Source organism: Haloplanus sp. GCM10025708 (assembly GCF_042663985.1).
GTDB classification, from domain to species: domain Archaea; phylum Halobacteriota; class Halobacteria; order Halobacteriales; family Haloferacaceae; genus Salinirarus; species Salinirarus marinus.
Genome location: NZ_JBHSZA010000011.1, coordinates 2,659,502 through 2,684,652, shown reverse-complemented (window position 1 = coordinate 2,684,652; position 25,151 = coordinate 2,659,502). Strand labels below are relative to the sequence as shown.

The following is a 25,151-nucleotide window of genomic DNA, read 5'->3' as shown; positions in this document are numbered from 1 at the left end:
CAGACGTTCAGCGGGGCTCGGATAAACCCTTTCGGAACGCCCCTCGAACCGCCAGACCGACGGCCTCACTCCTCGTCCGGGAGCGAGATGAGGTTCTCGCGGCCGAGGCGGAGTTTCTCGACGCGGTCCTCCTCGGCCATCGACGAGAGGAGCTGTGACACCTTGGCGTCCGACCACCCCGTCTCGCGGACGATCTGGGCCTGTTTCATCCGCCCCCCGTTCCGTTCGAGGAGATGTTCGACGCGTTCCTCGTCGGACAGCAGCGACACGTCGGGTTCCGCCGGTTCGGGTTCCGCCTCGGACGGGCCGGCGTCCGCGCTCGCCGTCGCGTCGCCGTCCGTCGACGGTTCGGTCACTGCCGCTCCGCCGTCGCTCGGGCGGGCCCCCGTCCCCGGCCGAGGGATACTCGCCGCCCTCGCCCGTAGCCGTCCCCCCGCCAGTCGGTCGCCGTCGCAGATAGAGAGCCGCCAGGACGACGGCGACGACCAGGACGCCCGCGCCGAGGAGCCACGGCACCGGAACCGGCCACTGGGACTGGGGCGCGGCCGTCTCGCGGTAGGTGACGGTGAGCGGTTCGTCGAGCCGTCCCGGCCCGACGATGACGACGTCGCCGTCGTCGAGGCCGTATTCCGTGTTGACGACGACGTAGCCGGGCGGCGTCTCGACGCGGAGGCGCTGTCGGTCGCCGAGCGACGTCAGCCACGTCCGGTCGTTCGGCATCATCACGGCACCGCGGAGTTCGTAGCCGTCGTCGGTCGGCGTCAGGAAGTTCGACCAGGTGAACGACACCGAGAGGACGCCGGTGCCGTTGGCGACGGTCGCCTCGTATCTCGAGTCGGTGATCCCCATCTCGCGTCCGGTGGCGTTGCTGCTCGCGGCCGCGAGGCGCTCGAAGAAGGCGACGTCGAGTCCGACGGTCGTTTCGCGGTTCTCGAACTCCGTAGCGAACGACCGGAACGCGGCCGTCTCGTTGTCGGACGAGAGGGGGTAGCGAAGCTCGATCGTCCATCGCGCGCTCCCGCCTTCGGACAGCGAGACGTTGATCGCCGTCCGCGTGGGGGCGTCGAACTGGTGGGGCGTCGAGCCACCGGCTACCGGGCCGTCGATTCGGGGGGCCGTGCTCGCAGGCGGGGCGGCACCGGCGGCGGAGGCGGCGAGGATCGGTCCGGAGAGGGCGAGGAGGGCGAAGACGAGAGCGGCACGCCGCATGCAAACGGCTTCCTCGGCGAAGTGGGAAAAGCTTTCCATCGGTTTATCACGGCGTCATACGCCGATACTGTGCGTCTCTCATGCCGACCCTTTTAGTAGTCAGCGGCTGTACCCGACGCCGATGAGAGCCCTCCCCGTTCTCGTTGCCGCCCTCCTCGCCCTCTCGTCGGTCGTCGGTGCGACGGCTGTCGCCACCCCGACGCCACGGACCGACACGCTCGGAGCGCTGGCGTCGCCCGACGAACGGCCCCAGACCGAGCGTCCCCCGACCGACACCGTTCACGTCCTCGACATCCCCGCCGAGTCGGTGACGCGGACGAGCGTCCAGTCACACCACGTCGACCTCGGTCCCTCGCTCGCGTTCGCGGCGAACCGATCGCGCAACCGCCTGCAGACCCACGCCGTCGTCGAACGCACCGAGTCGGCCGACACCGCGGCGGAACGCAGTCGTCGAATCCGCCGGGCGTTCGCCCGGGTCGAATCGAGGGTCGCGGCGCTCAGGGACGCCCAGCGCGCCGCCATCACCGCGTACGGGGCCGGCGACCTGACGCCGCGCGAACTGCTCATCCGCCTGGCGACGATCGATCGCACGGCGCGCGACCTCGACGTCCGTCGCCAGCGGATCGAGCGCCTCGCCTCGTCGTCGGACGTCGCCCTCGACTCCGGGCGACTCCGTTCGCTAGAACTCGCGTTACAGGCGTTCACCGGCCCCGTCCGCGCTCACGCCGCAGACGTCCTCCGGGGGAGCGCTCACCGACTCGGTTCTACGTCGCGTCCGGGACCGAGGACGTCGTGTTGAGCGCCGTCGTCGGAGACACGTACGTCCGTGAGGCTTTTCGGGGCGAGTTTCGGGACGGGACTGCCGGCCCCATCGGCTACGAGCAAGCCGTCCGGATCGCGGCCGACAGCTACCCCGTCATCTGGAACCTCACGCGCTCCAGCACGCAGGTCGTCGGCTCCGGACAGACCTACTACGTCCACGTCTCCCACGAACGGGGTGAACTGGCGGCGTTCATCGACCCGGCGACGCGGTCCGTGTTCCGCGAGTCCCAGTGGCGACCCCTGGAGACCATGGCTCTCCGGCCGGGAGCGACGAACGCGAAAGATGGGTTGCGACTCACCGTGAACGCCACTTATCCCGGCGGTCCCGTCCGGATCCGACTCGTCGACGCCGCCACCGGTGACCCGGCCGACGCCAACGTCACCGTCGCCCCGGCCGAGCAGGACGGCGGTCTCGTGGGGCGAACTGGCGGCGACGGCGACCTCTGGACGCTCACGCCCGGGTCCGAGTTCACCGTCACGGCCACCAGGGGCGACTCGGCCGTGCGGGTCACCGTCTCGCCCGGGGACCGACCGCGCGTCCACCCGGTGAACGCCACGGGGTGACTCGGCGTCGGCGCGCCGGAGACGCCCGAACTCACCCGGAGATTCATATACGAACCGGGAGCCACTCCCGGTCGTGTCCAGTCGCGCAGCGCGCCGGTCGGGGGTCCGCGCTGCTCGTCGTCGCCGTCGTCCTCGCGAGCGCCGTCGCCGGCGTCGCTCTCAGTGCGCTTCCTGCCGACTCCGCCGGGCCGGCACAGGCCGCCCTCTCGCTGTCCGTCGCCGGCGACCGCATCACGCTGACCCACCGCGCGGGCGACGTCCTCGACGTCCGGTCGCTCCGTCTCGTCGTCACCGTCGACGGGACGCCGCTGACCCACCAGCCGCCGGTGCCGTTTTTCGCGGCGTCCGGCTTCCGTTCGGGCCCTACCGGTCCGTTCAACGCGGCTGCCGACGCCGAGTGGTCGGCGGGCGAGGAGGCAGGGGTCCGACTCGCGGGGACGAACGACCCCTCCCGCGGCCGGGAGCGACGGTCACCGTCGAACTCTATCGGGACGCCCGGCTCCTCGTTCGCCTGTCGGCGACGGCTACTCCGAAACCGCCGCCACCGTCGTGATGGCGATGTCCGGGTTGTAGGCCGGCCCCATCGTGACGTGTCGGAACTCCTCGAAGCCGGCGTCCTCGAACATCCGATCGGCCTCGTCCTCGTCGTAAAAGAGCATGATGGCGTCCGCGAGCTTCTGCATCACCGACGACTCGGGGTAGTTCGGGCCGACGACGAGCACCTGCCCGCCCGGGCGGGTGACGCGCCGGCACTCTTCGAGGGCCGTCACGGGGTTCGGCCAGTACTCGATCGACCCCGACGACCAGACCACGTCGAAGGCGTCGTCCCGGAAGGGGAGGCGTTCCGCGTCGCCGCGGTAGAAGTTCACCGCGTCGCGCCTGCCGAACTTCTCGAACGCCTTCTGCATCTGGTGGGCGCTCTGGTCGAGGCCGTGGACGTCGTCGGTGTACTGGAGGAGGCCCTCGGTCCCGAACCCCGTGCCACACCCCACGTCGAGGACGCGGTCCCCCCGTTCGACGTCGAGGAGTTCGAGCGCCTCCGCCCGCATCTCCTCGTTCCAGATGAAGGGGTTGACCCGGTCGTAAATCTTCGAGAGGTACTTGTAGAACAGCCGCGCCCGGGACTTGTTCTCGAGGATGCCCATTTAAACTGGCGTTCGTCCCGGACTCCCATAACGATGCGGATTCCCGCCCGCGAGCGCCGCCGCTCGCCGAGTGGCACTCGCGGAGAACGGGCGGTCCTCAGGCCCCGGCGTCTTTCAGGGCGCTCTCGATGTCTTCTCGCTGAGTGACGCCGACGAACCGGTCGACGACGCCGTCGTCGTTCTCGACGATGAGCGTCGGTAGCGACCGGACCGAGTACTGGTTGGCGACGTCCTGATTCTCGTCGACGTCGATCTTCTCGAACGAGACGTGTTCGTAGTCCGCTTCGAGTTCCTCCAGAATCGGGTCCTGGGTCTTGCACGGCCCGCACCAGTCGGCGTAGAAGTCCATGAGTCGAACGGTCATTGTGCCGTTGGCAGTTGCCCAGCGCGTCGCATAAGGATTTCCCACTGATTCGCCGTGGGGTTCTCACTGACACGGCGTGTCCGACTACGGAGTCGAAACGTTTAGGCGGTCGACGCACGGAGTCGGAGGTATGAGCAGTGGCCAGAACAGCGGCGGCTTGATGTCGAGTGCGGGCCTCGTCCGCTACTTCGACGCCGAGGACCGCAACGCGATTCGCATGGACCCCCGAACCGTCGTCGCCTTCGGCGTCCTCTTCGGCGTCGGCGTGCAGGTGCTGAACGCGGTCGCCATCTGACGGCCGCCGCCAGCCGCGCCCTTTTTACTCGCTCGCGCGGACGTCCCTCTATGTTCAGAGCAGGCGTCATCGCCGTCCAGGGCGACGTCCGCGAACACGCCGCCGCCATCGAACGCGCGGCGGCGGCCCACGACCGCAAGGCGGACGTCGTCGAGATCCGCCAGTCCGGCGTCGTCCCCGACTGCGACGCCCTGATGCTCCCTGGCGGCGAGTCCACGACCATCTCCCGGCTCCTCCACACCGAAGGCATCGCCAAGGAAATCGTCTCCCACGTGGCGGCGGGCAAGCCCGTCCTCGCCACCTGTGCGGGGCTCATCGTCGCCTCCCGCGACGCCGCCGACGAACGGGTCGAGCCGCTCGACGTGCTGGACGTCGCCGTCGACCGCAACGCCTTCGGCCGGCAGAAAGACAGTTTCGAGGCCCCGCTCGACGTGGCCGGCCTCGACGAACCGTTCCACGCCGTCTTCATCCGCGCGCCCGTAGTCAGCGACCTGGGGCCGACCGTCGACATCCTCGCGACGTGGGACGACACGCCCGTCGCCGTCCGCGAGGGCCCCGTCGTCGGCACCTCGTTCCATCCGGAACTCACGCAGGACGTCCGAATCCACCGGCTCGCGTTCTTCGAACACGCGTCGGCGTAAACGAAGCTTCCTTGCCGGGGCGGCCCGTCTCGTCGCCCATGAGTCGACGCGTACTCCGGTCCGTCGCGGACGCCGTCGGGAGGGACGGCGCGTGACCGACGAACGGACGACCGACGACGTTCTCGACGAACTGTTCGACGTCATCGAGGACCGCAAGGCCACCCTGCCCGAGGATTCCTACACTGCGTCGCTGTTCACCCACGAGAAAGGCGAGAACGCCGTCCTCGAGAAACTCGGCGAGGAGGCGACCGAGATCGTGCTGGCCGCGAAAGACGACGACCCGGACGAACTCGCCCACGAGAGCGCCGACTTCGTCTATCACCTCCTCGTGTTGCTCGCGATGAACGGGATGACCGTCGACGACCTGCGCGAGGAACTGGCCGACCGGTTCGCCTGACCGATCCGTTCAGCGGAACCGCACGCCGAGGTCGTGCATCCCCTCGTTGTTGCGGCCGACGTTGACGAGCAACGGCGTGAGCGCCTCGACTTCGGGCGCGTTGGCGACGGATCCCGCGTCGAGCGCGCGCAGGCCGTCGATGTCCTCCGCGAGGAGGCGGACCGTCTCCTTCGCGTCCCGGTCGTCGCCGACGAGGAGGGTGTCGATGCCGAGTTCGGCGTCCAGGTCCGCAGGCGTCCAGCCGCGAGGTTGTGGAACGCGCCGACGACGTCGACGCCAGCGGGGGCGGCGTCGACGGCTAACTGCGTGACGCTCCCGGCGTTCGGCCGGTGGTAGTGAAAGCCCTCGTCGTCGCGTTTCATCCCCGTCGCGGGGCTGACGAGGACGTCGCCCTCGTCGAGCTTGTCCGCCACCGTCTCGATGGTGTCGCTGACGTGGTAGGCGGGGACGGCGACGACGACGACGCGCGCCCGGTCCGCGGCCATCTCGTTGGCGAAGCCGTTCACCTTGGCGTCCACGCCCCGACTCGACAGTTCGGTCTCGTACTCTTCGGCTTTGGTTCGCGCCCGCTCCGGGTCGCGCGACCCGACGACTACCTCGTGGTTAGTGTGGAACGCCCACCGGAGGGCGAGTCCCTCGCCGATGTCGCCGGTGCCACCGAGCAGTGCGATTCGCATGGTCCAACTGTGGCCGGTATCGTGGTAATACTGTCGGAGGTGGCGCTGCCTTCACGGCCGCGGCTACCGGTCGAGTCGTTCGAATCCGCCGCGGTAGACCAGCCAGTAGGCGAGGACGAAGCCGAACCCCGTCGTCGGCGCGAGAAACAGCAACTGCGTGTACGGGTCCGGCGGCAGGAGGAGGGCGTCGACGACCATGGCGATGGCGGCGAACGCGAGCAGCGTCCACGCAAAGCGGGCGCGCCGCGTCATTCGAGCGCTTCAGGCAGGTCGTTCACGCTGTCGAGAACGGCCGCCGCGCCCGCGTTCGCGTACTTTCGTCTCCTCCTCGCCGGTCAGGCCGCCGGTGAGGACGCCGACGCCGTAGTAGGCCCGCGTCTCGTCCGCCTCGTCGGCGTTGACCGCCGTCCGGACGTCGTCCAGCGTGTCGCCGACGAAGACGACCGACTCGGCGTCGAGGCGGTCGGCGAGGGTGATCAGCGCCCGCGGGTGGGGTTTGCCTTCCTCCCAGTCGTCCATCGTGAACCGATGCTCGTCGGGGACGTCGAGGCCGACCCGCGAGAGGGCGATCTCGGCCTCGTCGGCCGGACGGCCGGTCAACACGCCGACGGCGAAGCGGTCGGTGAGCGCCGCAACCGTCTCCGACGAGACGAGCGTCGGCTCGTCGTGGATGTAGCCCCGCGTCGAGAGCGGCGGCTCGCCGCCTTCCAGCTCCCGGTACAGCTCGTCGCCGAGATAGAGCGCCTGGAACACCCGGCGAAGGCGTTCGGGATCCCACCGCTCCCGAACGGCGTCGAATCGCTCGCCGAGGGCGTCTGCCAACACCGACCGGGCGGCGTCGAGGCCGCCCCCGCGTCGGCGACGTCGTCGGTGAACGCCGCGACGCTGGCGTCGTAGCCTTCCTCGCTCGCGAGGACGTACAGCGCCGCGGCGTCGGTCAGCTCCCAGTCGTTGTTGAAGCCGCCGGCGTCTTTGAACTGCTGGACGTCGGCGACGTCGATGGTGTCGCCGTAGACGTAGTCGACGGACTCGACGATGGCCCGCCGGTAGGAGTCGGCCACGTCGACGAGTACACCGTCGATGTCGAGGACGACCGCATCCGCGTTCATGCGTGGTAGATTTCGCCCGGCGTGGAAGTGTGTTCCTGTTTCGGTCACTCCCGGGCGACGAACAGCGTCTCGTCGCCGTGTGTCTCGCGGCCGACCGGTATCGCGGGCTGGTCGTAGCCGAGCGTCGTAAACAGGAAGTCCGCGTCGGCGTCGCGGGCCACCTCGAGGGTGGGCCGGTGGAGCTCCGGCGGGAGGTTCAGCGCGTAGATGGCGTCGACGCGGTAGACGTCCCTGGGGCCGCGCTCGCTTCGCTCGACCACGCCGTCGCGGACGAACCGCACGCCGTCGGGAACGGGGCGCTCGACGACGTCCGTCGCGGTGACCGACTTGCCGGCGTCGGCGAGGGCGGCGGCGACGCCCGGGCGTCGACCGACGCCGACTTCGACGAGGCGCTCGTAGCGGGCGAGTCGCGCCACGAGTGCATCACGGGAGGCCCTCACGTCGGGATATTTATGACTGCCCCGCGCTTAACGGCTTCTATGCTTGTTGACATCGTGCCCATCGGGGACGTTCCGGCACAGGTCAAGCGGGAAGCCTCCGCTGGCCTCCGTTCTGTCTACGAGTGCGATGTGTCGGTCCACGACGCTCGGGGCCTCCCCGAGGGCGCGTTCGACAGGGGTCGAAACCAGTACCGCGCCGAGGAGTTCATCGAACTCGCCAGCCGAACGGGCAACGGCGAGAAGAACATCGGGATCACGACGAAGGATCTCTACTATCGGCGACGGAACTACGTCTTCGGCCTCGCCTATCTGAACGGGAACGGATCGGTCATCTCGACGCACCGCCTCCAGACGTCCTCCGACGGCGGCCTCGCCTCGAAATCCGCGACCGAAGTGTTCGCCGACCGGGTGCGCAAGGAAGTCGTCCACGAGGTGGGCCACACGCTCGGCCTCGAACACTGCGACAACGAACGCTGCGTGATGAGCTTCTCGCCCACCGTCCGCGAGGTGGACGTCAAAGAGGAGAACCTCTGTGGGTCGTGTAGCCGGACGGTCCTCTGATCGATCGGCCGTGGCTCGCTCTCCCGCGAGGGGCGACGATCGGCGTTCGCTGCGACCCCGTGGCCCCCGGAGCGGGCCTCGAGAACCCGATCGGCGGACGAAGCAGTTCGTCGGCGGGGAACTGATATACGGCGACCACGCAGTACCACCCACTGGGGACGATTGATATGCAACTACGAGGCGAGCCGTCGATCGGGATCGGCGACGTGACGGTCGACGAGCGGGACGTCGAGGCGCTTCGGGGCATCGAAGAGTACGGCTCGATGCATCGTGCGGCGGCCGAACTCGGCCGCTCCTACTCCCGAATCCAACAGCGGATCACGGAACTCGAGGAGGCGCTCGGTTCGCTCGTCGCCCGCGAGCGGGGAGGAGAGGGCGGGGGTGGGAGCACGCTCACGGCCAACGCGTACGACCTCCTCGCTCAGTTCGATCGGCTCCGCGCCGAATTCACGGGGCTGGCGCGCGCCGAGGAGTCGGTCTTCCCGGGTGCGGTCGTCGACCGGGACGGCCTGCTCGGAACGATCGAGACGCCGGCGGGGATCGTTCGCGGAATCACGCCGACTGACGCCGACCGGGTTCAGGTCTCGATTCGCTCGGACGTGATCGCCCTGACGGCCCCCGACGAAACCCCACAGCCCGCCGGGACGAGCGTTCGCAACCAGTTCCGGGGAACGGTCGCTCGCGTCGAATCCGAGCGGGGACTCGTCCGCATCACCGTCGACATCGACGCGGACACGCCGTTGCGGGTGCTCGTGACGCAGGCGAGCCTCGACGCGCTCGATCTGACTCCGGGCGACGACGTCGTCGCCTCGTTCAAAGCCACGGCGACGCGTGCCGTCCCCGCCCCCGACGCCGAGTGAGCACCGCTCGGTCGGGACGCACACCCAAATTCAATTCCCGTGGGGTGAAACCCACCGGCGCTTATAGGTGGCTTCCGGGCGTACACTCTCGGCACGATGGATATCCAGAATATTGTTTCGACTGACTACCCACAGGTCGACACGGACACGAAGGTGTCGAAACTCGCAACCATCTTCGAGGATTCTGCGGCCCCGGCCATCGTCGTTCTCGACGACGGCGAGTACGAGGGCGTCGTGACGCGCCGGCAACTCACCGCCTCCCACAACAAGCCGGAGGCGAAAGCCCGGAAGTTCCTCTGGAACGTCCCCAAGATCTCCCGCACCGAGAACGTCCGCGAGGTCGCCCGACTGATGGTCGGGAGCGAGTCCATGCTCCTGCCGGTGATGGAAAACGAGGAGGTCGTCGGCGTCGTCACCGCCAACGACCTGCTGGCGGAGGTCCGTCCCTATCTCGACGTCCTCACCGTCGAAGACGTGGCCTCGACCGACCTCGTCACGGTCGACGCCGACTCGACGGTCGGCGAGGCCCTCCACGAGTTCCGCGAGAACAGCATCACCCACCTCCCCGTCATGGACGAGGGCAGTCTCGTCGGCATCCTCAGCCTGGTCGACGTCGTCGACTTCATCACCCGCGACATCGACGTCGAGCGGGGCGGCACCTCCGGCCGGGAGTCGACCGGCCGCGGTCACGGTGGCTACGGGCCCCGCGAGGGTGAACTCGAACGGATGCTCGACCTGCCGGTCAGCAACATGATGTCCGAACCCGTCGACACCGTCTCGCCCGACGAGGCCGTCGACGACGCCGTCGACCGGATGCTCGACCTCGGCGTCTCCTCGCTGGTCGTCACCGAGAACAGCGACACCCCGTGGGGCATCGTCACGAAACGCGACGTCCTCGAATCGCTGACGTGGTCCGGGCGCGGCCACCGCGCCGTGCAGGTCTACGGCGTCGACCTGCTGGACGACATGACCTACGAGGACGTCGCCGAACTCATCGACGAGGTGTCCCGGAAGTACAGCGCCATGACCGTCCTCGAGGCGAAAGTCCACCTCCACGAACACGAGGAACGCCTCCGCGGGACGCCGCTCATCCTCGCGCGCATCCGCCTGTTCACCGACAAGGGGATGTTCATCGCCAGCGAGGAAGGGTACGGCGCGAAACACGCCCTCAACCTCGCTCGGAACGCCGTCGAACGGCAGATTCTCGAAGGGAAGACCCACGGTCAGACCAAGAAACACCCCGACGAGGAGACCCTCCGCAAACTGTACGGCTGGTGGCTGAGCGGCAGGGGATGCTCGAGATCGACGGCTCGGCGGGCGGCGGGCAACTCCTGCGGACGGCGCTCACCCTCTCCGTCCTCGACGACCGGCCCTTCCGCATCGAGGACGTCCGCGCCGAGCGCCCGAACCCCGGCCTTCGATCCCAGCACCTCGCCTGCGTCCGCGCGGCGGCCCGCCTCGCCGACGCCGACGTCGACGGCGACGAGGTGGGTGCCGACACGCTCGCGTTCCGCCCCGACGGCCTCGCCGCGACCGACGTCGGCGTCGACGTCGGCACCGCAGGGAGCGTCACGCTCGTCTTCGACACCCTCCTCCCGGTCGCGGTCGCCCTCTCGCGACCCGTCTCCGTCACCGTCACCGGCGGGACCGACGTGAAGGGGGCCCCACCGCTCGACTACTACCGGCGGGTCAAACTCCCCTGCTCGCCCGCTTCGGCCTGGACGCCGACGTGACCTGCGCCCGCCGAGGGTTCTATCCGGCGGGCGGCGGCGAGGCGACGCTCTCGCTCGCCCCCGCGTCGCTCTCGCGGTTCGACCTCACGACCCGGGGCGACTTCGACGGCGTCACCGCCCACTCCGTGGCGAGCGAAGCACTCGAAAAACGAGAGGTGGCCGACCGGCAGGCCTCCCGGGCCGTCGCCCTCCTCGACGACGCCGGCATCGAAACCGAATCGACCGTCGACTACGTCTCCAGCGATTCGCCCGGGAGCGTCCTCGTCCTGCGAGCGACCTGTGGTCGGACGCTCGCGGGGTTCGACGCGCTCGGCGAACGCGGCCGGTCGTCGGAAGAAGTCGCGGAGGGAGCCGTCTCGGCGTTGCTCTCGTGGCGAGACGGACCGGGCGCGGTGGATTCGCACCTGGCCGACCAGCTACTCGTCCCCCTCGCCCTCGCTGGCGGCCGCGTTCGCGTCCCGTCGGTGACGCCCCACGTCGAGACCAACGCCGCGGTGATCCGGGCGTTCGGCTACGACGTCGCTATCGAGACGGACGGGGACGGCGCTCTCGTTTCGGCCTAGGGCGCGTACGTCCCTTCGAGCGTCGCCTCGTCGAGGACGTGGTCCTCCATCGCCAGTTCGAGGCGGTCCTTGTCGGCCCCCGCCGGCACGTCGAGTTCCGTATCGAGGGCGTAGAGGCGGAACCGGTAGGTGTGTTCGCCGTCCGGTGGGTTCGGGCCGCCGTACCCCGGTTCGCCGTAGTCGTTCTCCCCTCCGTCGCGCTGGCCGTCCCCGTGTTCCAGCCCTCGGGGATTCTCTTTCGTGTCGGGTCGACGTTCCAGACGAGCCAGTGGTCCCAGATCTTCCCCGCGGGTTCGACGGCGTCGGGGTCGTCCATCACGAGGACGAGCGACTCCGTCCCCGCCGGCACGCCCGAGATATCGAACGGCGGGTTGACGTTCTCCTCCGTGTAGCCGTACTCGCGGGGGATGGGATTGCCGTCGTCGAACGCGGGACTCGATAGCTGTAACGCTGCCATGGATCGTCGTTCGCTCGCCCGTCGCAAAAAGTCAGCGGCGGGCCTGTGGCGGTCGCTCGCGGATTCAGGGCGCGTAGTAGTACTCGCCTTCGCGTTTCTGCTGGCGGTCGAGTTGGCTGTCGGGTTTGTTGATGCGGGGGCGACCCGTGCGCTCGTCGCGGCGGAACGTGATTCCGAGGTCCGAGAGGAAGTCGTTCATGCCCGCGCGCATCTCCTGTGGCGTCGAGGCGTGGCCGTGTTCGGCGGGTTCGCCGTCGAACACCATCAGGCGGTCGGCCAACAGGTCGATCATGTAGATGTCGTGGTCGATGACCAGCACGGTGGCGTCGTGGTTCTCGGCGTAGCGCCGAATCGCCGTCGTCGCCTGCACGCGCTGTTCGACGTCGAGGTGGGCCGAGGGTTCGTCGAGGACGTAGAGGTCGGCCTCCTCGGAGAGCGTCGCGGCGATGGCGACTCGCTGGCGCTCGCCGCCCGAGAGGTCGGTGAGGTTCTGCTCCATGATGCGCTCCAGTTGTAGCGGCCGAGCGATTTCGGTGTTCCAGAAGGAGGTGCCGAAGTCGTCGGTGATCGACGCGAGGAACGCGTCGACGCGCATCGGCTGGTCGATCTGGACGTACTGGGGCTTGTAGGCGATGTCGAGGCGGAAATCCAGATCGCCCTCGTCGGGTTCGAGTCGGCCGGCGAACATCTTCGCGAGCGTGGACTTCCCGATGCCGTTCGGACCGACGACGCCCAGGACCTCGCTCCGGTAGATGGTGCCGCCCTCGACGTCGAGCGAGAACTCGCCCTCGCCGTAGGATTTGTGCAGGTCGGGGTAGTCGACGAGCGCTTTCCCCTTCGTGGACTCCCGCGGTGCGTGTTGCTCGAAGGTGATGGCCTCCGGTCGGATGCGCATGTTCTCGTTTTCGAGAAAGCCCTTCAGATACTCGTTGATGCCGTTTCGGACGGATTTCGGATCGGTGATGACGCCGTACGCCCCGGGTTCGCCGTAGGCGACGTGAAGCGAATCCGCGAGCAAATCGAGGATGGCCAGGTCGTGTTCGACCACCAGCATCGACCGATCGCCGTCCTCCGCGAGTTCGCGGATGAGGCGTGCGGCGGTGACCCGCTGGCCGATGTCGAGGTAGGGCGTGACCTCGTCGAGGAAGTAGAAGTCGGCGTCGCGGGCGAGCGTCGCCGCCAGCGCGACGCGCTGGAGTTCGCCCCCGAGAGCGTGTCGATCGGCTGGTCGACCACGGGGTCGATGGAGAGGCGCTCGACCAGGTCGTCCAACACCCCGCGCTCGTCGGTTCGCGCCAGCAGTTCGCGCGTCTTGCCGTCGAACTGCGCCGGGATCTCGTCGACGTACTGGGGTTTCCGCGCCACCGTCACCTCGTCGTCGACGAGGCGTTCGAGGTAGGTCTGAAGCTCCGTCCCGCGGTAGCGGTCGAGGACGTCCTCCCACTCGATCTCGGCGTCGTAGCGCCCGAGGTTGGGAACCATCTCGCCAGCGAGCGCGCGGACGGCCGTGGTCTTTCCGATGCCGTTCGGGCCGAGGATCCCCGTCACGGTGCCGCGTTCCGGAACCGGGAGACCGTAGAGGAGAAGGCGTTCTCGCCGTAGCGGTGGATCGGGTCGTCCTCCAGCTCCGACGGGAGGTTGATGATCTCGATGGCGTCGAACGGGCACTTCTCGACGCAGATACCACAGCTCTCGCCCAGACAGATCTCCTCGCTGATACGAATCTGGTCCGGGCCGCCGTCGTAGGGTTCGTCCTCGCCGTAGAACTCGCCGCGGGTGACGATGCAGTCCTTGCCGGTGCGGTTCGGGGGACAGAAGTTCGCACACTCGTAGTTACACCGATCCGGCTGACAGCGATCCAGGTCGACGACGGCGATGCTGTCTTCGGCCATGATTACAGGCTCGCGCCGGAGGTCAGCAGGATGGTGAACGTGACGAACCAGAGCGCGAAGGTCATGAACGCGACGTAGAGATAATCCTTCACGCCGAAGTCGCCCACGTCGACGCCGACGAGACGCAACAGCGGGAACTGGGCGACGATCAACGCCGCGAGGACGAACACCGACCGCACGTCGGTGGCGGCGGCGACGTCCGTCCCGACCACCACGCTCGACGCGACGGCGGCCGCGACGCCGCTCAGGCAGGCGAGCGTCGTGACCGTCACGCCACGGACGTGGCCGGTCAGACCGGTCTGCGTTTCCGTAGCCATACGCCACACTCCGGCACCCGGTGGCAAAAGGCGTTCGCTTACGATACAATACCCTGTCTCCGCCGCGAGCGACGGGGCTGGCTCGTCGTCGTCGAGGCTCGTCTCTCCGTGCATCAAGCTTTATGCTGGTGGATACGCTCCCAACTGGTAATGGCTGGACAACAGACGGAGCGTCTCGACGACCTCCCGCCGAGCGCGAAACTGGTTTTCAAAGTGCTCGAGTACAACGGGTCGCTGACCCAGAAGGGGATCGTCGAGGAGTCGATGCTCTCCGCACGCACGGTCCGATACGCCCTCGAACGCCTGGAGGACATCGGCGTCGTCGACGAGGACGTCTACTTCGCGGACGCGCGACAGAACCTCTATCAGCTGACGGAGAAGGCGGAGAACGTGCGCGACGCCGACTCCGACGAGGCGGTCTGCGCCGAGTGCGACTAAGCCGGGACGACCGTTATCCGCTGTTTTCGGTCGATCGCCTGCTCGAGTTCGTCCGCGATGGCGCTCCCCCGCGAGACCTGAATGTCCCCGCCGCGCCCGACGGTGGCCGTAAAGAGGTAGTCGCCGTCGGCCCGGACCTCGACCGTCTCGCCGACGTGGCCGTCCATCCGGATGACGACGTGTCGCGAGGTCACTTCGGGCTGGACGACGGTGCCTTCCTCGCCGGCGCTCGCGCCGCTACTCCCCCGCTCTCGCTCTCACTCCCGCTTGAGGGTTTCTCGGCGTGCGTGCGGACGTCGATGTCGATGCCCAATCGGTCCTCGACGTCCTGAATTCGCCCGCCGCCTTTGCCGATGACGTAGGAGATGTCGTCCTCGTCGACGTAGACGACGGCCTCGTTCTGGCCCTTCAGTTCGACGTCGACGTGGCCTCGGGCGATCGATCGGATTTCCCGTTCGATCTCCTGTTTGGCGATGCGACCGACGCCCGTCTCGGCTTCCTCCCCTTCGGTCAACGGGACGGTGACGACCTGGCGGTTGAAGGTGTAGATCTCGTATTCTGGCTTCCCGGTCTCGAAGTTCTGCACCTGGATGACGGGCCGCGAGAGGTCCTCGGCGGTCATGCCGGCGGGCACCTTCACCTCCGTCGTCACGTCGTAGACGGTGTCGACTTCGCCCGCCTCGATGAAGACGACGGTGTCGACCACCTGCGGAATCATGCCGAGTTCGACCCGCCCGACGAGCCGCTGGAGGGCGTCGATGGCGCGGGTGGCGTGGACGACGCCGACCATTCCGACGCCGGCCAGGCGCATGTCGGCGAACACCTCGAAGTCGTCGGTCTTTCGCACCTCGTCGTAGATGGTGTAGTCCGGGCGGACGAGCAGCAGCGAGTCGGCCGTCTTCGCCATGTCGCCGCCGAGGGCGGTGTACTGGGTGATGTCGGGGCCGACCTGCAGGTCTCGGGGTTTCTCCATCGTCTTGACCGCGTAGTCGTTCGCCGAGAGGAACTCCGCGACGGCCTGGGCGAACGTCGACTTCCCGGCTCCGGGCGCGCCCGAGATGAGGACGCCGCGCTGGCGTTCCAGCAGCCGGGACTTCAGGTCGTCTGCGAACTCGTACTCTTCGAGTTCCGTCTTGACGATGGGCCGGACGGCCGTGATCTCGAAGCCGTCCGAGAACGGCGGGCGGGCGATGGCGATGCGGTACTCGCGGAACTGGACGATGACCATCCCCGGCTCTTCGAGTTCGATGAAGCCGTCGGGGCTGGCGCGGGCGCTCTCCTCGACGTCGTGGGCGAACTCCCGGATCTCCTCCTCGGTGGTGGGTTCGTCGCCGATGACCTCGTAGTGCATGTCGCCGATCGCGCCGCGTTTGGCCTTCGGCTTCGACCCGGCGCGGAGGTGGACGCTCATCGTCTCGTCGTCGAAGAAGTCCTCGATGAGGAGATGTTCCGTGTCGCGCCCGCGCGGTTCGACGTACTCGACGTCGAGTCCCTTCGCGCGAGCCACCTCCGCCTGCACGACGTCGCTCGTCAGCAGGGTCGCGTCGCGCGCGTCGGCGACGTCGCGGATGAGGGCGTCGACGTCGCCCTCGCCGGCACCGCCTTTCTCGCCGCCGCTCGGGCGACGACCGACGTACTCGAGCGTGATCGTGCCGTCGTCCGCGAGGTTGGCGAGGCGCTGGAGCTCCTCCAGTCCCTCCCAGCCCGTGTCGTGGCCGGCGTTCGCCTGCGATTCGAGTTCGCCGACGACGGCCTCCGGAACGGCGATCGTCGCGCCCTCGTACGCGCCGGACTCGACGCGTTCGGACACGCGGCCGTCGATGACCGCGCTCGTGTCCGGGACTACGTTCATACCGGTACTCCGTGGGGAAGACGGATAAGGGTGTTCAACACGGCCGTTAGGGACGTCGATTACGTGGGTGACAGCCGTCCCCGGCAGGCCTTTGTCGCTCCCGTTCGGTGAGGGCGTATGCACGAGGTCATCGGCCTGACGCGGGAACTCGTCTCGATCCCGAGCCACGAGGACGAGACGGCCGCCGGCGACGCCGTTCAGTCGTGGCTCCGGGCGCACACCGACGCCGCCGTCGCCCGCGACGACGCCGGCAACGTCGTCGCCCGGCGCGGCACCGGGCCGTCGCTGGCGCTCGTCGGCCACCACGACGTAGTGCCGCCGGCGGACCGACAGACCGAGGGCGACGAGTACGTCGTCGAGGAGCGCGACGGCCGTCTCTACGGGCGCGGCACGGCCGACATGAAAGGAAGCCTCGCGGCGGCGATGCTCGCCTTCCGCGACGCCGACGTCTCGGGCGTCGAACTCGTCTTCGCCAGCTTCGCCGGCGAGGAGCAGGGCGGCGTCGGCGCACAGGCCGCCGTCGACGACGGCTTCGCGCCCGACTACGCCGTCGTCGGCGAGGGGTCGACCGGCTACTCCGCGCCCGGCGTCACGGACGTCGCCGTCGCGCACAAGGGCCGGCGCGGGAGCACCGTCGTCGCCCGCGGCACGGCCGCCCACGCGAGCGAACCCGACGCCGGCGAGAACGCCATCTACCGCGCCAGCGACGCCGTCGACGTGGTCCGCGGTCTCGACTTCCCCGAGACGACGGTCCTCGGCCGCGCGATGCGCGGGAGCGTCGCCGTCACCGAGATCGACGGCGGGAGCGCGTGGAACGTCGTCCCCGAGCGCTGTGAGGTGACCGTCGACGAGCGAACCGTCCCCGGCGAACGCGCATCCCTCGAACGCGTCGAGAGCGTGGCCGGCGTCGAGTGGGCCGTCGACCAGGATCTGCCGCCGATGGCCTGCGACGACGACGCCTTCGCCGAGACGGTGCTCTCGGCCGCCCGAGCGTCTCAGACGGGCGATCCGGAACTCGTGACGAAACCGCACGCGACGGACGCCGGATGGCTCTCGGCGGCGGGCACGACCTGTGTCGTCTGCGGCGCGGCGGAGCCGGGCGAGGCCCACACCGAGAGCGAGAGCGTGGACCTCGACGTTCTGGAGCGGTGTTACCGCCTCTACCGTGAGACGGCGGCGCAGTTTGCGGGGGTGGAGTGACACCCGCCGCGTTGATTACGCCGGCCCGCGTCGCTTCGCCCATGACACGCGACTCCGACGCCCCCGAGGCGTACGCCGACCTGCTCGCGCGCGTCGAGCGCATCGCCAACGTGGGCAACGCCTCCGGACTGCTCTCGTGGGACCAGCAAGTGATGATGCCCGAAGGCGGGACGCCCGCCCGGTCCCGGCAACTGTCGGCGCTCTCGGCCGTCCAACACGACCTGTTGACCGACGAGGAACTCGGCGAGTCGCTCGCCGACCTGGAGGAGTCGACCTCACGCCCGACCAGTCGGCCGTCGTCCGCGAGATTCGCCGAGAACACGAACGCGCGGTGCGGGTACCGACGGCCCTCGTGGAACGCATCTCGTCGGTCGCCTCGGAGACGCTCCCCGTCTGGCGCGAGGCCCGGAAGGACGACGATTTCGACGCCTTCGCGCCGCGACTGGAGACGCTGGTCGAGTTGAAACGGGAGTACGCCGAGCACATCGACCCGAACCGCGACCCCTACGAGGTGCTGTTCGAGGAGTACGAACCCTGTCTCCCCCTCCACCACGCCGAGGAGATACTCACACAGCTCAAAGAGACCATCTCCCCGTTGGTCGCCGAGATTCGGGCGTCAGACGCCGACCTCACGACCGACGCCTTCACCGGCACCTACGACACCGACCGCCAGGAGGAACTCGTCCGCGAGGCGCTCACGACGCTCGGCTATCCCTGGGAACACGGCCGTCTCGACGTCTCCGACCATCCCTTCTCGATGGGGACCACCTTCGACGCCCGGGTGACCACCCGTTTCGACGAGGAACACCCCGTCGACGCTCTCCTCTCGACCATTCACGAGTTCGGCCACGCGACGTATACGCTCGGCCTCCCCGAGGACGCCTACGGCACACCCCTCGGCGAGGCGCGCGACCTCTCGGTCCACGAGTCCCAGTCCCGCCTCTGGGAGAACCACGTCGGGCGGTCGGCGGCGTTCTGGGACCGGTTCCTGCCGACGGTCGTCGACCACTTCCCCCAGGCCGAGGGCGTGAGCGTCCGCGACGCCTACGAGACGGTCAATCAGGTTCACGAGGACAACCTCATCCGCGTCGAGGCGGACGAACTCACCTACCACCTGCACATCGTCCTCCGGTTCGAAATCGAACGCGACCTGGTACGGGGCGACCTGGACGTCGCGGAGGTGCCGGCCGTCTGGAACGATAAGATGGAGGAGTACCTCGGCGTCCGCCCCGACACGGACGCGGAGGGCTGTCTGCAGGACATCCACTGGTCGCACGGCAACTTCGGCTACTTCCCGACGTACTCGCTCGGGAGCGCGATGGCCGCCCAGCTGTACGCGGCGGCCGACGGGGAGATCGGGGGCCTCGACGCCCACGTCCGCGCCGGCGAGTTCGACCCGCTCCACGACTGGCTGACCGAGAACGTCCACCGCCACGGCAAGCGCTACGAGACGAACGAACTCGTCCGGCAGGCGACCGGCGAGGACTTCACCGCCGACTACTTCGTCGACTACGCGACCGAGAAGTACGGCGACCTCTACGACGCCTAGCCGGGGCGAGCACCGATCCCACGGACCGCAGTGGGGTTTCGAGATGTACACAAATTCGAGTTGTGATCGTTGGTATCCCAACACCTCCTCCTGTCCGACCGCTACTTCTAAATAGTGGTATGCAGTACCATGGCGTGTATGGCATCAGCACCCAGCGACGACGACCTGTTCGATCAGTTCCTCACTGACCGCGGTCACGAGACGGAACCGGTACGCTGGGACCGATCCTATAACAAACTACAGTGTCCGGACTGTGGGGCGCTGCACGACACGTCCGCGTCCGACTGTTCGGTCTGCGGGTGGACGCCGGACGTCTGAGCGCGATTTCCGCGCGTTCGGACGAGCCACGCTGTTTATCACGCCCCGGGCCCAGTAGATGAACCAATGAGCGACGACGTAACGGTGACCCGACTGTTCGGGGGCCGGGGAGCGGGAAGACCACCGCGCTCCTCGACCGCGTCGAGGAACTCCTCGAACGCGACGACGTGAGCATCCGCGACGTGCTGGTCGTGTCCTACACCCGTGCCGCCGCTGCCGAGGTCCGCGAGCGACTGGCCGAACGCCTCGACGTCTCCCCGCGGTCGTTGCAGGGGAGCGTCTGTACGATGCACGCGAAGGCGTACGAACTGCTCGACCTCTCGCGTGGCGACGTGGTCGGCGAGAAACAGAAAGAGGAGTTCTGCGACGACTACGGCATCGAGTTCGAGGACGAGTACGGCGGTGCCGGTCGACGCACCGCCCGGTCGACCACCCTCGGAAACAAGATCATCGCCACCAGCCAGTGGCTCCAGCGCACCCGTCGCGACGTGGCCGACTGGTACGACGTCCCCTTCCAATGGGACGTCGAGACGGTCCGTCTCCCGCCGGACATCGACCCCAACGCCCAGGAGGGCAACAAGTACACGCCGACGTGGCCCTCCGACGACGACAGGGTAGACGTCCCGCAGGTCATTCGGGCGTGGCGCACCTACAAGGGCGAGGAGGGGGTCGTCGGCTTCGCCGACATGCTCGAACGCGTCAAACAGCGGTCGCTCCTCCCGAACGTCGACTACCTCGTCATCGACGAGTTCCAGGACATCACCACCCTCCAGTACGACGTCTACGAGGAGTGGAAACCCCACATGGACGGCGTCATCATCGCCGGCGACGACGACCAGGTGGTCTACGCCTGGCAGGGCGCGGACCCGAACCTCCTCCTCGACGCCGACGTCGACGAGGACGTCGTCCTCCCCAACTCCTATCGGTTGCCGTCGCGCATCCTGCACGTCGTCAACCGGGAGATTCGCCATCTCGACAAGCGCCAGGAGAAAGACCTCAACCCCCGCAAGGAAGGCGGCGAGGTGGAAGCGGTCAGGAGTCCGTCGATGTTCGACGTCGTGCGCAACGTCCAGCACACCGTCGACACCGGCGACGGGAGCCTCATGATCCTCTTTCGGGCCCGCTATCAGATGTTCCAGTTCATCGACGAGTTCCTCCCGAAGGGGATTCCCTTCTCCATCCTGACCGACCAGCGGATGTGGACCGACCGCCTGACCCAGTACGTCCGGGCCGTCGAGAAGATCGAGGCCGGCGACCCGATCGACGGTCTGGAGGCCCGACGCCTCGCCGACATGCTCCAGGAGTCGGCGTTCGGAACGAACGAACGCGACGACTTCTACGACTACCTCGACGACCTGGAGGAGGAGGCCGACGCCGACGACATCACGCAACTCGAACTCCCCGTCGCCGACGTCGAGGAGTACGCGCCGTTCATGCCGAATCCGAGCGCCGCCTCCGACATGGTCCGCAAGGTGACGAGTTTCCAGCGCGAGGCCGTCGACGCCTACTTCGCCGGCGACTACGCGGGGATGGATCCCAACCGGGTCCGCGTCGGCACCATCCACAGCGCGAAGGGCCGCGAGGCCGACCACGTCTTCGTCGCCACCGACCTCACCGAGAAGGTGGTCGAACAGATGGCCGCGAGCGTCCCCGACCCGACCGACGTCCCGGGCGTCGAAGGCGAGTTCACCGCCCGAACCGACCCCGTGCCCGTCCTCACCGACAACGAACGCCGCGTCTTCTACGTCGGGATGAGCCGCGCCCGCGAGCGCCTCGTCCTCCTGGAGAACCTCATCAGCGGCGCGCCGACGCTCCCGCTCGACGTCCTCCTCTGTAACGAACCGCGCGAGGAGTCCGTCGAGGAGTTGCTGGAGGAGGCCACGACCGCCCCCGTCCCCGAAGCGTGAACGGTCGGTCGACCGTCGTCGCGTCGGCGCTCGCCGACGCCGACGCCACGGCGTTCGTCCACGTCGGCGACCGGCACGACGCCGCCCTGCGCTACCTCGTCGGCTTCGACGGCCCCGCCTGCGAGTTCGCGTACGTCCACGTCGACCACCCCGTGGTCTGTGTCCCGCCGGCGTACGAGGCGCGCGCCCGGCAGTCGCTCGACGGCGACGAGGTCCGCACGCTCGACGGGCCGCCCGGCCTCGCGGCGCGGGCCGTCCTCGACGACGCCCTCGACGCTCCGGGAACGGTCCTGGTCCCGCGCCACCTCCCGCACGACGCCGCCGTCCACCTCGAATCGGGGGTACGACCTCGCCTCGACACGCGCCGTCGCAGACGCCCGCGCGGTCAAGACGGACGCCGAACTCGACCGCCACCGGGCCGCCCAGCCGGGGGCCGAACGCGCGATGGCCGCCGTCGCGTCGACGCTCTCGGCGGCGGACCCGGCCGACGGCGAACTCCACGCCGACGACCGGCCGCTCACGCCCGCACGTCTCCGCCGCGTCGCGAACGTCGCCCTGGCGGAGGCGGGCGTCTCCGACGCTGGCAACACTGTCGTCAGGAGCGACGCCGCACCAATCGACGGCGTCGTCAGAAGCGACGCGGCCGACGGCGAACCCCTCGGCGTCTCCGACCTCCTCACCGTCGCCGTCGCGCCGAGGGAACCGGGCGGCTACCACGGCGTCCTCGCACGGACGTTCGTCGTCGAGAGCGACGGCGGGTGGGAACGCCGGGCGGCCGTCGCCGTCGACGCCTCGCGGCGCGTCGGCGTCGACACCGCCGCCCCCGGCGAGGACGCGCTACGTCCGCGCGGAGGCCACCGCCGAACTCGGATCGTTCGGCCTCTCGCCGGTGGCTCTCACCCCCGAACTCCCCGCCGTCGCCCGCGGCGTCGGCCTCGATCTGGACGAAGCCCCCGACTTCGCGTCGGAGACGCCGCTCGAACCCGGGCACGTCTTCGTCCTCGCGCCGGCCGTGCGGGGCGAAAAGGGACTGGTCGGGACGGCCGACCTCGCCGTCGTCACCGAGGACGGGGCGGAACTCGTAGGGTCCGTTCCCACCTCGCTCTCGCCCTAATCCTCCTCGTCGGGCGGCGCGACCGCCTTGCCGACGGTTCTCTCGGCGACGGCCGCCGGGATGTCGTCGGGCGTCGTGAGTCGACGCGGGAGGACGACCATCAACACCGCCACGAGGACGAGGAGACCGCCGAGGAGTCGGTCCCCGGCGAGAATCGTCTCGACGCCGAAGACGCCGACCGGGATGGCGAACACCAGCGTCGCCGCGAGCCCGATGGTTTCGAAGATGCCGAGGCGCATTGGACGCCCATAGCCGGCCACGGGTGAAAAGCGTCCCGTCGCGGCGCTATTCGACGACGCCCTCCGGGAGTTCCTCGACGTCGTCGGTGCTCAGCCCCGTGGTGACGAGCAGCCGGAGACCCTCGCGAACGGGCATGTCGATTTCGTACACGTCCGATTCGGGCGCGAGGACGAGCGACCCCGCCGTCGGGTTCGGACTGTGGGGAACGAAGACGTTGTACAGCGCCTCGCCCGTCGTCTCGCGGGCCGACCCCGGGCTTCGGTTCGTGACGAACGCCAGCGAGTAGAGGCCCTCGCGGGGGTACTCCACGAGGACGACGCTCTCGTAGCCCGCAGTTCGTTCGACCAGCGACTCGCTCACCTGCCGGACGCCGAAGTAGACGGTGCGGACGAACGGCACGAGTCGCACGGCGCGTTCGAACCCGCCGAACAGCCGCTGGCCGACGCTCCGCGATGCGAGGTAGCCGAGACAGACGATGCCGAGGGCGACGACGACGGCGGCGAGTAACTGCGCGACGATCTCGATGTTCGCTGTGTACGCCCTCAGCCCCGCCGCCCGCACCACCGGGTTCAACACGGCCGTCACGCGGGCGAAGACGAACTGGAGGACGAACGCCGTCACCGCGAGCGGGGTGACGAGCAGCAATCCGGTGACGAAACTGGCTCGAACGCGCGTCCTGAGGCCCATACGGGCCGTGGGAGCGGCGGCGGCAAAAGCGTACGCGTCGTCTCGGGCCGTCGCCGGGCGTGTCTCCCTCGAACGCGGCCACAGCGGAACCCCTTTTTGTAGCCGCGACCGACGCCCGGACATGTTCACGGGCATCGTCGAAGGGACCGGGACCGTCGTCGAGGCAGTCGACACCGACGACGGCCGCCGCCTCCGCATCGACCACGGGTTCGAGTCGCTGTCCCGGGGCCAGCCGATCAGCGTCAGCGGCGTCTGTCTCACCGTCGAGGCGTTCTCCGACGCCTGGTTCGAGGTGTTTCTCGCCGCGGAGACGGTCGAGAAGACCTACCTCGGCGACGCCGCGCCGGGCGACCGGGTCAACCTCGAACGCGCACTCCCCGCCGACGGCCGCCTCGACGGCCACATCGTGCAGGGACACGTCGACACGACGACGACCGTCGAGGCCGTCGAACGCGTCGGCGAGGACTGGCGCTTCACGTTCGCGCTCCCCGACGGCTACGAGCGCTACGTCGTGTCCAAGGGCTCGATCGCCCTCGACGGCGTCAGCCTCACCGTCGCCGACCTCGACGACGACGCCGGCACGTTCGCCGTGGCCGTCGTCCCGACCACCTCCGACCTGACGACGCTCTCGGCGAAGGCGGTCGGCGACCCCGTCCACGTCGAAGTGGACGTGGTGGCGAAGTACGTCGAACGGTTGGACGAGTACTAGGATTCGAACTCGGTCCGCTCGGAGGTGAGTTCGGACTCCTCGGTCGCTTCGTCCTCGCGGACCTGTCGGTGAGCCTCGCTGTAACGGCGGATCTTCCGCAGGAGGATGAGGCCGAAGAGGCCGTCGTACGCGAGGACGTAGACGAGATACGAGGGGAGACTCGGGAGGCCGGTGTAGACACCGATAAGTGCCGATCCGATGCCGACGGTGGCGTTGTACGTCGCGTGGATGAACGCCGCGATGAGCAGGCCCTTGACGACGATCGGTCCTCGATTCCGCGGATTGAACTTCGCCAGCCCGAGGTAGTAGCCCGCGAACGCCGAGTAGATGACGTGTCCCGGTCCGGCGAGGGCGCGAACGGCGGTGATGCCGCCACCGGCACCGATGAGGCCGAGACCGACGGTCGAGGTCGCGATGTCGAGGCTCCGCGTGATGTAGAGGGCGTTCTCGATGGTGGCGAACCCGAGCCCGGCCATCGCGCCGTAGACGGCCCCGTCGACGACGGCGTCGAAACTGTCGTGGCCGAAGGCGTAGAGCCGGACTGCGAGCAGTTTGACCGTCTCCTCTATCGGTCCGACGACGAGGTAGAAAAACAGGACGTTGCCCACGAAGGCGAGTGCCTGGAACCACGGCTGCAGCAGCGAGTTGACGACGGCGGCGAAGTTGGCCGTCAACACGCCCAGGAGGAACGTCGCCACCAGCAACGACAGCGGTTCGTTCGTCGTCGCGTCGCTGTACCAGACGTACGCCGCGAGACCGAGCGCCGGAATCGCCGAGAGGAGCGTCAACGCCCCGATCTGCGGGTCGGTGATCGCGCTCAACCCGCCGATGCCGACGAGGATCAACAGCGCCGTCAGCACGATAGCCGTCCGGGTGAATGCCACCAGCGCCCGGTAGATGCCGGACGCGAGACGGTCTATCGACGTGCGCTTCTCCCAAGTCGCCACGTCGTAGAGGTCCATCGACTCGTCCGCCGCTGCCTCGACGGGGTCCCGTCGCTTCGCCATACCAGACGCTATCGTGCCAGCGCCTAATCTCTTGGCCCAAGGGGAATCATCGATCGGGCCGACGAGGTAGGCTAAAACCCCCCG

23 protein-coding genes and 9 pseudogenes are annotated in these 25,151 nt (G+C 68.6%); 17 read left to right on the top strand and 15 right to left on the bottom strand.

The window, feature by feature from the left end; genetic code table 11:
• Window positions 1-65 precede the first annotated feature (65 nt).
• A complete protein-coding gene (locus tag ACFQJD_RS18110) occupies window positions 66-356 on the bottom strand; it encodes a helix-turn-helix transcriptional regulator (RefSeq protein WP_379800105.1) in 291 nt (96 codons plus the stop codon).
• A gap of 422 nt (window positions 357-778) precedes the next feature.
• Here ACFQJD_RS18110 and ACFQJD_RS18105 point away from each other — a divergent pair, with 422 nt between their 5' ends.
• From ACFQJD_RS18105 to ACFQJD_RS18095, 3 genes are all read left to right on the top strand, one after another.
• Window positions 779-991 (top strand): hypothetical protein, encoded by a 213-nt coding sequence (locus tag ACFQJD_RS18105; RefSeq protein ID WP_379800103.1) that lies wholly within the window; start codon window positions 779-781, stop codon window positions 989-991.
• A 339-nt stretch (window positions 992-1,330) separates the two neighbouring features.
• Entirely contained in the window at window positions 1,331-2,008 is a 678-nt protein-coding gene (locus tag ACFQJD_RS18100) for a DUF7096 domain-containing protein (protein WP_379800101.1), read from the top strand.
• A complete protein-coding gene (locus ACFQJD_RS18095; protein WP_379800099.1) occupies window positions 2,005-2,595 on the top strand; it encodes a DUF7094 domain-containing protein in 591 nt (196 codons plus the stop codon). The genes ACFQJD_RS18100 and ACFQJD_RS18095 overlap by 4 nt, the downstream gene beginning before the upstream one ends.
• Window positions 2,596-2,638: 43 nt before the next feature.
• Here the strand turns inward: ACFQJD_RS18095 and ACFQJD_RS18090 are convergent, their stop codons facing one another.
• From ACFQJD_RS18090 to trxA, 3 genes are all read right to left on the bottom strand, one after another.
• Window positions 2,639-2,974, bottom strand: coding sequence for a hypothetical protein (locus ACFQJD_RS18090; protein WP_379800098.1), 336 nt, complete (start codon window positions 2,972-2,974; stop codon window positions 2,639-2,641).
• Between the two features lie 145 nt (window positions 2,975-3,119).
• On the bottom strand, window positions 3,120-3,740 hold the full coding sequence (locus ACFQJD_RS18085) for a methyltransferase domain-containing protein (RefSeq protein WP_379800096.1): 621 nt from the start codon (window positions 3,738-3,740) through the stop codon (window positions 3,120-3,122).
• Between the two features lie 97 nt (window positions 3,741-3,837).
• A complete protein-coding gene (gene trxA, locus ACFQJD_RS18080; protein WP_379800094.1) occupies window positions 3,838-4,104 on the bottom strand; it encodes a thioredoxin in 267 nt (88 codons plus the stop codon).
• A 130-nt stretch (window positions 4,105-4,234) separates the two neighbouring features.
• Between trxA and ACFQJD_RS18075 the strand changes: the two genes are divergently transcribed.
• From ACFQJD_RS18075 to hisE, 3 genes are all read left to right on the top strand, one after another.
• Window positions 4,235-4,399: a preprotein translocase subunit Sec61beta gene (locus ACFQJD_RS18075; RefSeq protein WP_379800092.1), complete on the top strand. Its 165-nt coding sequence runs from the start codon at window positions 4,235-4,237 to the stop codon at window positions 4,397-4,399.
• A 50-nt stretch (window positions 4,400-4,449) separates the two neighbouring features.
• On the top strand, window positions 4,450-5,040 hold the full coding sequence (pdxT, locus tag ACFQJD_RS18070; protein WP_379800090.1) for a pyridoxal 5'-phosphate synthase glutaminase subunit PdxT: 591 nt from the start codon (window positions 4,450-4,452) through the stop codon (window positions 5,038-5,040).
• Window positions 5,041-5,131: 91 nt separating this feature from the next.
• The gene (gene hisE / locus ACFQJD_RS18065; protein WP_379800088.1) at window positions 5,132-5,437 is read left to right on the top strand and encodes a phosphoribosyl-ATP diphosphatase; all 306 of its coding nucleotides are present in this window, start codon (window positions 5,132-5,134) and stop codon (window positions 5,435-5,437) included.
• A 9-nt stretch (window positions 5,438-5,446) separates the two neighbouring features.
• Here the strand turns inward: hisE and npdG are convergent.
• The 4 genes and pseudogenes from npdG to ACFQJD_RS18045 all read right to left on the bottom strand — a co-directional run bounded on the left by npdG (window position 5,447) and on the right by ACFQJD_RS18045 (window position 7,639).
• Window positions 5,447-6,114: pseudogene (gene npdG, locus ACFQJD_RS18060) on the bottom strand (NADPH-dependent F420 reductase).
• A gap of 63 nt (window positions 6,115-6,177) precedes the next feature.
• Complete coding sequence (locus ACFQJD_RS18055; protein WP_379800086.1) at window positions 6,178-6,366, bottom strand: DUF7534 family protein; 189 nt, start codon at window positions 6,364-6,366, stop codon at window positions 6,178-6,180.
• A pseudogene (locus ACFQJD_RS18050) lies at window positions 6,363-7,223 on the bottom strand (TIGR01548 family HAD-type hydrolase). Before ACFQJD_RS18050 ends, ACFQJD_RS18055 begins: the two are co-directional and overlap by 4 nt.
• A gap of 44 nt (window positions 7,224-7,267) precedes the next feature.
• Window positions 7,268-7,639 (bottom strand): UPF0146 family protein, encoded by a 372-nt coding sequence (locus ACFQJD_RS18045; RefSeq protein WP_379800083.1) that lies wholly within the window; start codon window positions 7,637-7,639, stop codon window positions 7,268-7,270.
• 63 nt (window positions 7,640-7,702) lie between these two features.
• On the opposite strand from ACFQJD_RS18045, the gene ACFQJD_RS18040 reads away from it, so the two are divergent.
• From ACFQJD_RS18040 to rtcA, 4 genes and pseudogenes are all read left to right on the top strand, one after another.
• A complete protein-coding gene (locus ACFQJD_RS18040) occupies window positions 7,703-8,224 on the top strand; it encodes an archaemetzincin family Zn-dependent metalloprotease (protein ID WP_379800082.1) in 522 nt (173 codons plus the stop codon).
• 167 nt (window positions 8,225-8,391) lie between these two features.
• Entirely contained in the window at window positions 8,392-9,084 is a 693-nt protein-coding gene (locus ACFQJD_RS18035) for a TOBE domain-containing protein (RefSeq protein WP_379800080.1), read from the top strand.
• Window positions 9,085-9,180: 96 nt separating this feature from the next.
• Window positions 9,181-9,978, top strand: a pseudogene (locus ACFQJD_RS18030) (CBS domain-containing protein); the annotation flags it as partial.
• Window positions 9,979-10,376: 398 nt separating this feature from the next.
• A pseudogene (gene rtcA / locus ACFQJD_RS18025) lies at window positions 10,377-11,380 on the top strand (RNA 3'-terminal phosphate cyclase).
• Here the strand turns inward: rtcA and ACFQJD_RS18020 are convergent.
• The 3 genes and pseudogenes from ACFQJD_RS18020 to ACFQJD_RS18010 all read right to left on the bottom strand — a co-directional run bounded on the left by ACFQJD_RS18020 (window position 11,377) and on the right by ACFQJD_RS18010 (window position 14,046).
• A pseudogene (locus tag ACFQJD_RS18020) lies at window positions 11,377-11,837 on the bottom strand (YbhB/YbcL family Raf kinase inhibitor-like protein). The pseudogenes rtcA and ACFQJD_RS18020 sit on opposite strands and share 4 nt — an antisense overlap.
• 64 nt (window positions 11,838-11,901) lie before the next feature.
• Window positions 11,902-13,729, bottom strand: a pseudogene (locus ACFQJD_RS18015) (ribosome biogenesis/translation initiation ATPase RLI).
• Window positions 13,730-13,731: 2 nt separating this feature from the next.
• Window positions 13,732-14,046 (bottom strand): hypothetical protein, encoded by a 315-nt coding sequence (locus tag ACFQJD_RS18010; protein ID WP_379800078.1) that lies wholly within the window; start codon window positions 14,044-14,046, stop codon window positions 13,732-13,734.
• A gap of 150 nt (window positions 14,047-14,196) precedes the next feature.
• Here ACFQJD_RS18010 and ACFQJD_RS18005 point away from each other — a divergent pair, with 150 nt between their 5' ends.
• A complete protein-coding gene (locus ACFQJD_RS18005) occupies window positions 14,197-14,484 on the top strand; it encodes a winged helix-turn-helix transcriptional regulator (protein ID WP_379800076.1) in 288 nt (95 codons plus the stop codon).
• On the opposite strand, the pseudogene ACFQJD_RS18000 reads toward ACFQJD_RS18005, so the two are convergent.
• Window positions 14,481-16,336: pseudogene (locus ACFQJD_RS18000) on the bottom strand (PINc/VapC family ATPase). The gene ACFQJD_RS18005 and the pseudogene ACFQJD_RS18000 overlap by 4 nt on opposite strands.
• A 117-nt stretch (window positions 16,337-16,453) precedes the next feature.
• Here ACFQJD_RS18000 and ACFQJD_RS17995 point away from each other — a divergent pair.
• From ACFQJD_RS17995 to ACFQJD_RS17975, 5 genes and pseudogenes are all read left to right on the top strand, one after another.
• Entirely contained in the window at window positions 16,454-17,536 is a 1,083-nt protein-coding gene (locus tag ACFQJD_RS17995; protein WP_379800074.1) for a M20 family metallopeptidase, read from the top strand.
• Window positions 17,537-17,577: 41 nt separating this feature from the next.
• Window positions 17,578-19,085 (top strand): annotated as a pseudogene (locus tag ACFQJD_RS17990) (carboxypeptidase M32).
• A gap of 138 nt (window positions 19,086-19,223) precedes the next feature.
• Window positions 19,224-19,403 (top strand): HVO_0416 family zinc finger protein, encoded by a 180-nt coding sequence (locus ACFQJD_RS17985; RefSeq protein WP_379800072.1) that lies wholly within the window; start codon window positions 19,224-19,226, stop codon window positions 19,401-19,403.
• A gap of 66 nt (window positions 19,404-19,469) precedes the next feature.
• A pseudogene (locus ACFQJD_RS17980) lies at window positions 19,470-21,310 on the top strand (UvrD-helicase domain-containing protein).
• A gap of 889 nt (window positions 21,311-22,199) precedes the next feature.
• Window positions 22,200-22,424: a hypothetical protein gene (locus ACFQJD_RS17975; protein ID WP_379800070.1), complete on the top strand. Its 225-nt coding sequence runs from the start codon at window positions 22,200-22,202 to the stop codon at window positions 22,422-22,424.
• Here ACFQJD_RS17975 and ACFQJD_RS17970 read toward each other — a convergent pair.
• Window positions 22,421-22,663 (bottom strand): DUF7533 family protein, encoded by a 243-nt coding sequence (locus ACFQJD_RS17970; protein ID WP_379800068.1) that lies wholly within the window; start codon window positions 22,661-22,663, stop codon window positions 22,421-22,423. The genes ACFQJD_RS17975 and ACFQJD_RS17970 overlap by 4 nt on opposite strands.
• A 46-nt stretch (window positions 22,664-22,709) precedes the next feature.
• On the bottom strand, window positions 22,710-23,351 hold the full coding sequence (locus ACFQJD_RS17965) for a DUF502 domain-containing protein (RefSeq protein WP_379800066.1): 642 nt from the start codon (window positions 23,349-23,351) through the stop codon (window positions 22,710-22,712).
• Window positions 23,352-23,472: 121 nt separating this feature from the next.
• On the opposite strand from ACFQJD_RS17965, the gene ACFQJD_RS17960 reads away from it, so the two are divergent.
• The gene (locus ACFQJD_RS17960; protein WP_379800063.1) at window positions 23,473-24,060 is read left to right on the top strand and encodes a riboflavin synthase; all 588 of its coding nucleotides are present in this window, start codon (window positions 23,473-23,475) and stop codon (window positions 24,058-24,060) included.
• Here the strand turns inward: ACFQJD_RS17960 and ACFQJD_RS17955 are convergent.
• Window positions 24,057-25,067: a PrsW family intramembrane metalloprotease gene (locus ACFQJD_RS17955; RefSeq protein ID WP_379800061.1), complete on the bottom strand. Its 1,011-nt coding sequence runs from the start codon at window positions 25,065-25,067 to the stop codon at window positions 24,057-24,059. The genes ACFQJD_RS17960 and ACFQJD_RS17955 overlap by 4 nt on opposite strands.
• Window positions 25,068-25,151 lie beyond the last annotated feature (84 nt).